The following is a 12,273-nucleotide window of genomic DNA, read 5'->3' as shown; positions in this document are numbered from 1 at the left end:
TCATACTTTAAAACCTCTACCTCTAAAGCAAACACATAAAAAGCTGCACGTATAGTGCAGCTTTTTTGTGAAATTTTTTTGATTTTTCATGCTTTTCAACACAACCAGAATTTTCGAAATCCACGTGTAGCTTTTATAAGCGTGAGAGAAAAGCTTAAAAATAAAAGATTTTTTTCAATAATTCTATTTTTTTATGTCTTTTCTTAAAAAAATCTCAAATAAAGTGTTGACTCCATCGATCATATATACGTTACAGCATAATAAATGTGCGACTATTGCTCTATTTTTACCATTTAAACCAAATGAATTTCGCAGAAAAATATTCCTCTACGATCAACAACTTTTCTCAATATGGAAACTATGTCAATCTCACATTTCATGTAAGAGGGAGCATTATGCGGTTAACATTTCATCCACGCACAATATGAGAGAATAAGTTGAAATTCCTCTGATATAAAGGGAATACCAACCTAAAAAATTATCTATTCTCAACAAAACAACACTCTCACCGCTTCAATATCAGTACTTTAGTTTGAGTATACGAACACAATTTGCATTCTAGATTAAATGTATCAAATAAATAATAAACCCAAAATCTATGGATAAACAACGGGGTAACTTTCATGCTTCAAACAAAGGACAAGAAAGTTCTATAATCATGCGTTATTAATTTTTTTTGTAAATATTTTTATACAGACATAAAAAATTTCATATTGAATTACCCAAATAGTCTTTTACAAATTGCGACATTAGAGCAAAAACTTCATTGACTAATTATACGAAAAAATAAAAATGCATTTTTAATAAATATAAAAGCAAATTGTTTTATAAAATAATATGCAAAAAACCACAAAGTACTCAGCACAACTTTAAAAAGCAATAAAAAGTACGTGAGCAATATGAAAAAGCTAGACGGCAAAAGCATGAATATCGTGGAACAAAATATTAAACAGATGAAACAACTGTTCCCTGAAGTATTTTCAGAAGGAAAAATTAAATTTGACCAACTACAAGAGCTTTTAGGAAATTACTTGGTTAAAGACGAAGACCATTATAATTTCACATGGCATGGGAAACGTGCAGCAAGTCGTCTTGCACAAACATCAAGTACAGGAACACTCCGCCCTTGTAAACAAGAAAGTGTGGATTGGGACACCACACAAAATCTATTCATTGAAGGTGACAATCTTGAAGTTTTAAAACTTTTACAAAAATCATATCATCGCCAAGTCAAAATGATTTATATCGATCCCCCCTATAATACCGGTAATGACTTTGTTTATAAAGATGACTTTAAAGATGGCGTGCAAAATTATCTTGAAATGACAGGACAATTGGATGACGAAGGCAAAAAAATAGGAACAAATTCCAGCAGTGCAGGTCGCTACCATACCAATTGGCTGAATATGATGTACCCACGCCTCAAACTTGCACGCAACTTGCTTCGTGATGATGGTGTTATTTTTATTTCCATTGATGATAATGAACAAGATAATCTTAAAAAACTTTGTAATGAGATCTTTGGTGAAGAAAATTTTATTGCGCAGTTTACTTGGAGAAAAACCGACAACCAAGCCAATATTGGAAATATTGCACGAGTTAAAGAATATATCATCCTTTATTCTAAAGAATTAAAGTCCTTAAAATTAAATAAAATGCGCTTAACAGAGAGAGCAAAAAAAGAATATCGATATAAAGACAACCATGGAGTCTATAGACGATCTATTTTGTTAGATAAAACAAGAGGACGACATTTTTATAAAATAACCACACCTTCTGGAACTCTTTTAGAAGGACCTTGGATGATAAATGAAAAAGATTTTCAAGAACTTTCTTCCAGACAAGCCATATATTGGGCAACAGGAAAAACTGAACTACCCTATGGAAAAATTTATCTCCATGAAAGCCAAGGACAAATAGCTAATGATTTTCTTTCTATTGAATTTGGCACTAACCAAGAAGCGGGAATAGCATTAGAGAACCTGTTCAATGCCCGCTACTTTGATTTTCCTAAACCGCTTTCATTAATAAAACATTTTCTAACCATAGCAACCAATGATCACCTCATCCTTGACTTTTTTGCAGGTTCTGGCACGACAGCCCATGCAGTGATGCAATTGAATGCCGAAGATGGTGGCAAGCGCCGTTGCATTTCTGTACAACTACCCGAACCCACAGAAGAAAAATCGGAAGCTTTCAAAGCTGGCTATAAAAACATTGCGGAAATATCCAAAGAGCGCCTGCGCCGCGCTGGGAAAAAAATCAAAGAAGAACAATGCCAAAAACGGGATTTAAATGCCAATGGTGACCTTGACACAGGCTTTAAAGTTTTCAAGCTTGATAGTTCAAACATAAAGCACTGGGAAGCAAACTTTGACACACTTGATAAAGATCTTCTCAACGCTGTTGATCATCTCAAACAGGACCGTTCCAATGAAGACCTTCTTTATGAAATTCTTCTCAAATATGGACTTGATCTCTCTGTGTCCATTAAAACACATATCATTGCAGAAAAAACCATCTATATCATTGGACTTGGCACTTTAATAGTCTGCTTAGATGACGATATTGACATCAATGTCATTAATGGCATTGGTTTACTTAAAGAAAAACTACAATCCGAAATCACACGTGTTGTTTTCAAAGATAATAGCTTTAAGGATGATGTCGTTAAAACCAACGCTCTCATGTGTCTAAAACGTTATGGCATTACTGATATCAAGAGCTTGTAGAGAAGACAGCAATGAAAATTAAATTTGACCCCAATCAACATCATCAACGTCGCGCATGGGAATCTGTTGTAGGCGTTTTTAAAGGTCAAGAACTTGATAAAGCCTTGTTTTTCATGCCTTCATTAACCAAAAATGAATTGGAAGCACACTTAACACAGCAAGACGATATAGGTTGTGGTGTAACCGCTTACGTCTTTCGTCTGAAGAAATATTAAAAAACGTTCAAAATATTCAGCTCCTTAATGGTTTAAAGCAAACAAAAGAACTACCAAGCCTTGACTTTGCCATTGAAATGGAAACCGGAACGGGAAAAACCTACGTATATCTACGCTCTATTTTTGAAATGAATAAACACTATGGTTTTTCAAAATTCATTATTGTTGTTCCCAGCATTGCAATTAAAGAAGGAGTCTTTAAAACACTTGAAATGACAACCGCACATTTTAAAGAGCAATATGAGAACACCCCTTTTGACTACTTTATTTATACCTCCAGTCGATTAGAACAAGTTCGCAGTTTTGCACACAATGATTATATCCAAATTATGGTGATCAATATTGATGCTTTCCGCAAAAGTTTTACAGATCCTTCAAGAGAAACCAGTGCAAATATCATCCATCGCTGGAATGACAAAATGCAAGGCATACCAATTGATTTTATAAAATCCACTCAACCAATCGTGATTATTGATGAACCGCAAAGTGTAGACACAACCGCCAAATCAGGAGAGGCAATCAAATCTCTTAATCCGCTCTGCATATTCAGATACTCAGCGACACATCTTGATAAACACAACATGCTGTATAAACTAGATTCTATTGATGCTTATGAACAAAAGCTTGTAAAGCAGATTGAAGTCGCCTCTATTGAAGTAAAGGATGGGCATAACAAAGCGTATATCAAGCTTCTGTCCGTTGATAATAAGAAGGGACACCGCGCCAAAATTGAATTGGATATTCAGAAAAAAAACACGGTAAAACGCACTGAAAAATGGGTAAAACAAGGAGATGACTTGTTTAGGCTTTCAGGGGGACGCTCTCTTTATGATGGCTACGTTGTCAATGATATTTATTGTGAAGAAGGTAATGAATATATCGACTTCACCAGTAAGCCAGATATCATTCGTCTAAACCATGTGATTGGTGATGTAAATGAGGATGAGTACAAGAGGCTACAAATCCGCAAAACGATAGAAGAACATCTAGATAAAGAGCTAAAACTCACCCCAATGGGAATTAAGGTTCTTAGTCTCTTTTTCATTGATAAAGTAGCGAATTATCGGGATTACACAGCACCAAGACAAAAAGGAAAATACGCTATTATTTTTGAAGAAGAATATGCAAAAGCAATTAAAAAGCCCAAATACCATACGCTTTTTTCTGAAATGGATATCGATAGTCTCCCCACACAGGTTCATAATGGCTATTTTTCTGGTGATAAGAATGGATTTAAAGATACCAACGGTTTTACAAAAGCTGATGAAAACACTTATAGCCTTATCATGAAGGATAAGGAAAAACTTCTTAGCTTTGATTCCAAGTTAAAGTTTATTTTCTCTCACTCCGCTCTCAAAGAAGGCTGGGATAATCCTAACGTCTTCCAGATTTGTACACTCAATGAAACCAAATCTGCCATAAAAAAACGTCAAGAAATTGGGCGCGGACTTCGTATCGCTGTTAATCAGGATGGAGAGCGTGTCTACGGTTTTGAGATTAACACACTAACCGTTATGGCCAATGAATCCTACGAAACTTTTGTTGATGGTCTGCAAAAAGAAATAGAAAAAGAAGAAGGTTTACGTTTTGGCATTATTGAAAAGCACAGCTTTGCCAATATCATCATTGAGAAAGAAAATGGAGAACAAGCATTTCTCGGAGCACAAGCCTCTGAAACCATCTGGAATACTCTCTTAGAAAAGCAATATATTGATCAACACAGTAAAATAACAAACGAACTCAAAAAAGCCCTGAAAGAAAATAATCTTACACTTCCCAAACAATTTGAAGCGCAAAGAGGGACGATTACAGCTATTCTTAAAAAAATTGCAGGTGGGCTTAATATTAAAAATAATGAGGATAAGCGTACGGTACGCCTAAATAAAGCTGTTTTTGATAGTCCTGAATTCAAAAAATTATGGGATCGTATTAAATATAAAACCGTCTACAATGTAGAATTTAATTCAAATGAACTCATTAAAAGGTGTGCCCAAAGCCTTCGGGATAATCTCATTGTCGGCAAAACAAAGTTCAATTACACACGCGCAAAAACTGAAATGAGTAAAGGTGGTATCAGTGTAACTGAAAATCAGAAAAGCACGCATATATACGATGTGCGTGATTATCAAATTCCAGATATTTTAAGCTATCTTCAAAATGAAACAAATTTAAAAAGGCGGTCCATTCTAAGCATATTACTCGAGAGCGGACGACTGAATGATTTCAAAAATAATCCTCAAAAATTCATTGACGAGGTAAAAAAGCTTATCAAGCGTGAAATGCAACGTTTTATAGTTGATGGTATCAAATATCAAAAAATTGGTGATGAATATTTTTATGCACAAGAGCTTTTTGAACATGAAGAGCTCATTGGCTATTTGAACAAAAATATGACAAAAACTGATAAATCAACTTATGATCATGTTATTTATGATTCAGATATTGAGTTCAGTTTTGCACAATCGTTTGAAAAAAACGATGAGATTAAAGTTTATGCGAAACTGCCTGAATGGTTTAAAATTGATACACCTCTTGGATCATATACCCCAGATTGGGCTGTATTATTCGAGCAAGATGGGCAAGAAAAACTGTATTTTGTTGTGGAAAGCAAAGGAAGTATTTTTGAAGACATGTTGCGTGACCTTGAAAAAGCAAAAATCCATTGCGGTCGCGAACATTTCAAAGCTTTAGGAGAAAACACCCAATATATTGTTTCTGATAATTATGAAACTTTTATCGATCAAGCCCTTCAAAAAGATACCATAACAACTTGAAAAAATGTTTGGACTATGAAAACAGCCCTCCGCTGTTATTTATAAAATGCAACGTTTTCCTGCTCTATAATTTACAAGCTCTTCCCTATAACCGATTTTAATTTTTATTAAACGATTAAGAGATTGTCGAACATTTTCCAAAAAGGTCTGCACATTTAAGAAAAGAAAATTATAAATTATTGAAAATACATTTGACACCCAAACAATCATTTAATCATAAAAAATGATATATAAACAAACATTTGATTTTTAAATCAATACGTTGATTTATAAAGATTTTAACATTTTCCATGTTAAATAATAAATGCAAATGGAGCAGGCATGCACGTCTCGTTTAAGTTCTGCTTTTGCTCTCATGCAAAGTGAATTGACAGAAAACAGACTCCTCGATAAAGTCATCAAAATTAGCTTAACTGATGGCTTCATTTTGGAAGAAAAGGGGTTTGTACACAAGAGAAGCATTTGGGGACCATCGGCACTTCCAATCACATTCATTCCAATACCAAAACCGCAGACATCACAAACACGTGTTCATTCTAAAGGTCTGTAATTTATAGGGCGCAACCAATATTTTAAAGAACATCTGTAGGGGGCATAACAATGCAAAAGAAAGATTCCTATACCAAATCAGAAAGGTATGTCATATATACCGTCATTATTTCCAGCATACTCCCCTTGCTGGACGGAAGCATTGTTAATGTCATCCTTCCCAACCTTGCTGATTATTTTTCAATAGAGGAAAAGAATATGCAATGGGTTGTAACATCCTATTTTCTTGCCACCGTGCCAGGGCTGCTTATGTCCGCTTTTGTTCAGAGGAGAATAGGTATCAAAAAGACTTGGTTTCTTGCAAGCTTCATTTTTATGCTTGGATCACTGGGGGTAGGATTAAGCTATGATTTTCCAACCATTATATCTGCCCGTATCGTTCAAGGTTTCGGAACAGGTCTTTTGCTGCCCCTTAGCCAAACAATTATTGCCTTACAATTTGGGCAGATACGGGTGCGCCAAGCCATGGGCACCATAGCTGTACCAACAGTTTTCGCTCCTGCCTTTGGTCCGCTGGTGGGCGCCTCACTTGCTCAGTATGTCTCTTGGCGTTTGTTATTTTTTATCAATATTCCGCTCATTTTATTGGCGCTCACCATTGGAGCTAAACATTTAAAGAGCAACGAAACAACAAAAACAAAATTTAACTTATTTGCATTTTTAGCGTTTTCCATATCGCTTATTTCGTTTTTCTATCTCACAGAAGCCCAAAATATAAAGAACAAAAATCACTTATATATCCTAGCACTTATAGCGGTGATATCTCTCATAGTATTCATTGTTTCTAATCAGAAAGCAAAAAACAAATTAATCGTCTTTAGCGGATTTCAAAATGCACGCTACACATTACTCATGATCATGGGGCTTATTGCTTCATTTCTTTTTTATAGCTTCCTCGTTTATTTCCCACTAGCTCTCGCCATGGAACAAGCCCATAAAAATAGCCTTCTCATCATCGGCACAGTCCTAGCTCTGCAAGGGGTAGGTGCATGGATCGGAAGAAAATTTATTTACCAAAAATGGAAAGAAAAATCTCCCTTTTTCATGATAGGAATTGGTTTAGTGATATCAAGCTTTGGGCTATTATGCTTCGGCTATAATATAAGCATGGATGGGCTGGGATTTTTGCTAAGAGGCATAGGGCTTGGCATCACCACCATTGTCTGCCTTTCTGCCCCCATTCAATATGTCAACAGTTTATACGTCAAAGATACGGCCGTTATCACACGCATATTACAGCAAATAGGTGGAGCCTTGGGGGGTATATTCGCTGGCTTTTTGATCCATTCGCTGACAGAAGAATATCTGTCCTTAAACCAAACATATATCGTATTCTTTATATTCTCTATCGCTGCATTTTTACTGTTTTGCCTCGCACTCTCCTTATCGCATAAAGAGAAAGGCTCCAATTTATGATATGTTTCGTTTGAACGCCTTCTCAATAACATTTGCAATGGCATATAAGATCATAGAGCAGTTTACCACTTTTCGAGAAATAAACAACACTGAGACCTTAGCTCCAGCCTTCATAATTTTTATAAAAGGACACTAAACCGACAAGCTCCTTCAGATCTAAAATTTGGACATCTCCAGTAACATGCGGTGTTTATCAACGTCACGCTTCCTTAGTGCTCTTAGACACCTCTCAAAACCTCTTGAAATATGGAATTCTCTGTTGGTATCTTTGCAAGTATCCACGAAATTAAGCACGCGTTTCAATGCGGAATAGTCCCATAAATGCGCTAACAGACGCCCCTACAGCGCCAGCATAGAATATAGCATTCCGCCTGCGCGCACTATAAATGCTAATCATCTTCTACCACGCATCACAATGCAGAAAATCGCACCGCGCTGCAAACTTGATAATATTATACATTCCATTTCAAGCTCATTGAATCTCATAATCACAATAGGTTCAAATGAAGCTGAAGCAACAAAAACAGCTTGTAAAGCAGAATCTTTTCTCTATTTCATTGTGAACTGTCATAACAAATCTACCCCGCTTTAATAAAAAATCCTTCTCTCATTGAGAGGGAAATTTTAAAAACATTGAAAATCATAATGTATGATGACAGACCCCAAACCATCTCTAAAAAGACTATTTCTTGATTTTCACAGTTTGCTCTTAAATTTCTCTAACATTTTCTTGGCTTTAAATTTTTCTTGTAAATTTTATGGACAAAAGAAGCTTTTCAGAACCCTCTTACGCCTAGTTTCATTGCTTCAAGCTCCCTTACAGACACGATAAACGTGTATATTTCCATCGCTACCAAATACGCGAGATTAACAGCGGATATCATGAAAACAGCCTTTTTATAGAAAACAGTAAGCTTTAACGGAATAAACGAAATTGGTAAACCAATCCCCAGCCCACTTATTCTCTCTACCGGTTATGCGAACAAAGAGCCCCATCTGCTCTTTCTGACAAGCAAAAACATACGCAACATTTAGTAAACATACCATTGTTGAAATTCTTGTCACAAAACCTTCCCTTCAGGGATTATGCGCATTGCCTGCTTCCTTCTCTCCAATAAACAATCTGCCAATAAAGAATGTTATTGCAGTTACGATAATACAAAATTATACTTCTGTTCTCATTCTATATTTTTCGTATTATCACACATTATCCACCCCCTTTCCCCCTTCACTGTTATAACAATGAAAGGAGAAAAAAATAAAACACAATATGGCAATTTTCTTTCACAAATCTTATATAAGCCACGAAATTGTTGCGCGACCTTCTATGCAAGGTCAGGCAATAAAATCATATTCTAAAAACCACTCCACACACCACTTTTTGATATTATAAAGATACAAAATGCAATTATCATCTCCGAAAACAATATTTCAGAAAAACAAAATCCCTCCTGCAATCATTGGACTTCTCCCTCCAATGTTTGCATACCATTATACGTGTAAGGAGTTAGATGACTTGTTTATTGCATCATTTGCTCCTTCTGAGATTCCAGAAGGTACAAAACGCGAAAAAGTTAAAGCATGGCTACGTGCAATCAATGTGGAATGCAATGAACCGCTTGAAGTCCTTGGTAACTTGCTTGGAGATCTTTTGGAAAAAGAATATTATGACCCAGACCCAAGGGATTCAATCCATCATTATATGAAAAAATTTTACAGTTACAAAAAGATAAACATACAGTTTTAGAAAAGTTAAAGGAGTATGACTTGGAATATCAGCGTGGAGGGCATCTTATCAAGAAAGAGTTAACCTCCACACAAGAATTGCAAAAAGCTGGTCTCCTCTCGATGGAAGATCTACAAAAACATATTGCAGAGAAAGGACTTTCAGCAGTAGAAATCGAAGTAAAAAGAGCATTAGAAAATATAGAAAAAGATCCAAGGGAAGCAGTTCTATTTGCAGCAAATCTGTTGGAAGCCTCTTGCAAAGCTTATCTCGACCACCATTCTATCCCATGTGCAGAAAACGCCCGTAATAATCTGCCTGCTTTATGGAAAGAAGTCGTTAAGAAAGCCAAGATCCATCCCGAAGATATGAAGCAAGAAAACTTAAAAAATCAAGATCTAGATGAAAATGACTTAAAAATGATCGCATCCGGTCTGTATAAAATTGTGGACGGTACTATGAATTTAAGAAACAAGAAAGGTGCAGCGCACGGCCGCTCAGAAAAAGATTTTGAACTAATCAATCTCAAACCTCGCCATGCGCGCTTAACTTTTAATGCCGCACATTCCCTCTCAATTTATATCTTAGAGCTCATGGATCAGCCATAATAAAAAACTTTAGAAAAAACATATCACGACTACCAGCATTTTCTCGTGCCATTTTAAATGCCTAAAAAGCATTAAAGGGGTGATCGCTGCCTATATCCTTATTTCTATAGCACGACAGAATGAGTAATCACACCGCCCTATAGCTCTCCTCTTCCCCGCGTTGCTAGGCTCCGCTTTTAAAGTCAGTGACAATTTCTGCGAATGCAAAAGTAGCCCCTAAGGATAGCGAACGAGGATAGTGTAAAAGTATTGCCTTGATTATTTTTTAAAGAACAAACTAGATAGTGTGCTATTTTTGGAAAGCTCTCGTGAAGAAATATGATGATAGAGAAGCTAGGAGTTATGCTAAAATACAATTTTAACTCTATAAAGAGAGAAAATCTGAGTTGAGGTTTAATCCCTGCAAAGCCTTTATGCGTATAAATTACATATTCTATAAAGCCCCACTTCTAATAAAAGCAATGTAGATAGAAGTTTGAGTGAAGAAGTATATCTTGTGAGGATTAAGAAGTATGGCTTTCTGGTAAACAAGCAGCGTTCTAACTCTCTTAACAAGTAGTATTTAGAACAAGTGGAATAAGGAGCAAATGAGATAGAAGAAGGTCTTTTTTTCTACTCGCCATAAGATTTTGTGCTCTTAGGATTACTTGAGAATTATCTTTAGACTTAAGGGCCACCCAGCCCCTCGGCATAGCCTTCTCTATAGCTTATAAAAGCCGATATTCTATAACGGGGGATAAAATTTATTGATCACGCGTTCTATAAGTTTCCCTTCCTCGTTGCCAGTTTCTGTTCAAACGTCAGTACCAATTGTTGCAAAAGCACAAAGCCATTTCTTCTTTTTCTCACGACAGAAGACTTTTTCCTCATCATGCTTGTTTCTAAAAAAGATTGCAAAAATCATCACTCCTTCAAAGAACATGCCACCCTAGAAACGGCAAAAGGGGCTAGAGCAGATGGTCCAGAGATGGTGCGAGATGTCCCTTTCAAAACAGATAGTACATTGCGCTAAAATTATCCAACAAGGATAGGGATCTACAGCTTATGGAGGTTTTTTCTCTTAAGTTGCTTTATGTATGTTAGGATAGATGTAAGAAGCTTTTTCAGCTCTCCAGACGCTTTTATAGTATGGATTGGATTTGTGCGTTTATGTCTCACACTATTTACCACCCATGTTTTTTCTCCCTCCTGACATTGAGCAAAATTGATTGTCCAATAAGGATAAAATCACCCGCTTCCCAGCCCTCTCGTTGGTCATCTCGCAAAAGTGTTGTACATCCCGCTTGGAGCGTTGGTAACACTGCTTCATCACTTATATGCCCATGAGTTTATAGGCGTTTTTGACAAATCAATGGTTCATCGCTCCCATTGCCTCTAAAGCAAAGGATGCGTACGTTGTGCAAAAATAAGCATAGTAGAACGACTATAGCTCTTTTTTGGAAAGATTGAGAAATAGGTTTTTAAGATAGAAAGGTAAGTTCAGCTTTTTAATGGCATGTCTATATGGGCCATTGCGTTTTTTAGAGAGGGAAGATTTTCAAGCCCCCACCCCCTCAAGCCATAGCCTTACGGGTGTTTAAGCTTTCGTACGTTTTGTCCTGCTTTCATGGTGCTTCCATTATGCTCCATCTAGAATGAAGGTTTATTTTGAAAGTTCTCTAATGAAGGATGATAGGGTAGCAATAAGACTTTTCCTCATATAGCAACGCAGCTTTACAAGGATGCACCTTGGATGTAATATAGGCGAACAAATATAGTATGAGCGATCGTGCATTATAAGTTTTATAGTACAAATTATCAGATTAAGAAAGAAGATATTGATCGTTTTTATAGCAGCCAGTTAGAAAAAGATCTTCACCTGTCATATTCTTATCGATAGCACCAAAACAGAGTGGAGTGATAATGCTTCTCATATTTTTGCAGACCAAGAGATCCGGATTCACAAGGACTAATCTGTTTGATTGAGAAAACGGTCAAATAGATTGGAGTCCTTTTGAAGAAACAAGAGAAACAACGCTTAAGAAAAAAGAACCGAAAAAGCTTTTAGATCATCAACAAGAAGCGCTTAAAGCTTGTTTTGTGAGGGTTCTAAAAGAAGCAGACCGTGGCGAATTGATTATGGCATATGGGATGAGAAAGTCCTTAGTAGTCTTAAAATAGCAGAAACTCTTGCAGGGCAAGGCAAGCCATGTTTTATTTTTGTACTCTCTCTATGGAGTGGAAAATGAAAGCCCTCGTAGAAGAAGGAGAAAA

8 protein-coding genes are annotated in these 12,273 nt (G+C 36.3%); all 8 read left to right on the top strand.

Going from position 1 to position 12,273, the window contains the following annotated elements:
- The first annotated feature begins 899 nt into the window (after window positions 1-899).
- The 8 genes from ACFIKU_RS08935 (at window position 900) to ACFIKU_RS08900 (ending at window position 11,032) form a co-directional block, all read left to right on the top strand.
- Entirely contained in the window at window positions 900-2,732 is a 1,833-nt protein-coding gene (locus ACFIKU_RS08935) for a site-specific DNA-methyltransferase (RefSeq protein ID WP_375657304.1), read from the top strand.
- An 11-nt stretch (window positions 2,733-2,743) separates the two neighbouring features.
- Complete coding sequence (locus ACFIKU_RS08930) at window positions 2,744-2,947, top strand: hypothetical protein (protein ID WP_375657303.1); 204 nt, start codon at window positions 2,744-2,746, stop codon at window positions 2,945-2,947.
- Entirely contained in the window at window positions 2,905-5,721 is a 2,817-nt protein-coding gene (locus tag ACFIKU_RS08925; RefSeq protein WP_375657302.1) for a type III restriction-modification system endonuclease, read from the top strand. The genes ACFIKU_RS08930 and ACFIKU_RS08925 overlap by 43 nt, the downstream gene beginning before the upstream one ends.
- A gap of 304 nt (window positions 5,722-6,025) precedes the next feature.
- Window positions 6,026-6,271, top strand: coding sequence for a hypothetical protein (locus ACFIKU_RS08920; RefSeq protein WP_375657301.1), 246 nt, complete (start codon window positions 6,026-6,028; stop codon window positions 6,269-6,271).
- 50 nt (window positions 6,272-6,321) lie between these two features.
- Complete coding sequence (locus ACFIKU_RS08915) at window positions 6,322-7,686, top strand: MFS transporter (protein ID WP_375657300.1); 1,365 nt, start codon at window positions 6,322-6,324, stop codon at window positions 7,684-7,686.
- Window positions 7,687-9,202: 1,516 nt separating this feature from the next.
- The gene (locus ACFIKU_RS08910) at window positions 9,203-9,433 is read left to right on the top strand and encodes a hypothetical protein (protein WP_375657299.1); all 231 of its coding nucleotides are present in this window, start codon (window positions 9,203-9,205) and stop codon (window positions 9,431-9,433) included.
- 20 nt (window positions 9,434-9,453) lie between these two features.
- Complete coding sequence (locus ACFIKU_RS08905) at window positions 9,454-10,020, top strand: abortive infection family protein (RefSeq protein ID WP_375657298.1); 567 nt, start codon at window positions 9,454-9,456, stop codon at window positions 10,018-10,020.
- An 871-nt stretch (window positions 10,021-10,891) separates the two neighbouring features.
- The gene (locus ACFIKU_RS08900) at window positions 10,892-11,032 is read left to right on the top strand and encodes a hypothetical protein (protein WP_375657297.1); all 141 of its coding nucleotides are present in this window, start codon (window positions 10,892-10,894) and stop codon (window positions 11,030-11,032) included.
- The last annotated feature ends 1,241 nt before the right edge of the window (window positions 11,033-12,273 follow it).

The organism is Bartonella sp. CM120XJJH (assembly GCF_042194715.1).
Classification (GTDB): domain Bacteria; phylum Pseudomonadota; class Alphaproteobacteria; order Rhizobiales; family Rhizobiaceae; genus Bartonella.
Note: the sequence above shows the minus strand (reverse complement) of the source record. Positions and strands in the feature narration are given on the sequence as shown.

Bases quoted from the DNA above. Each gene is read 5' to 3' on its own strand.
- ACFIKU_RS08935 (WP_375657304.1), top strand. From the start codon at position 900: ATGAAAAAGCTAGACGGCAAAAGCATGAATATCGTGGAACAAAATATT.
- ACFIKU_RS08930 (WP_375657303.1), top strand. From the start codon at position 2,744: ATGAAAATTAAATTTGACCCCAATCAACATCATCAACGTCGCGCATGG.
- ACFIKU_RS08920 (WP_375657301.1), top strand. From the start codon at position 6,026: ATGCAAATGGAGCAGGCATGCACGTCTCGTTTAAGTTCTGCTTTTGCT.
- ACFIKU_RS08915 (WP_375657300.1), top strand. From the start codon at position 6,322: ATGCAAAAGAAAGATTCCTATACCAAATCAGAAAGGTATGTCATATAT.
- ACFIKU_RS08900 (WP_375657297.1), top strand. From the start codon at position 10,892: ATGCTTGTTTCTAAAAAAGATTGCAAAAATCATCACTCCTTCAAAGAA.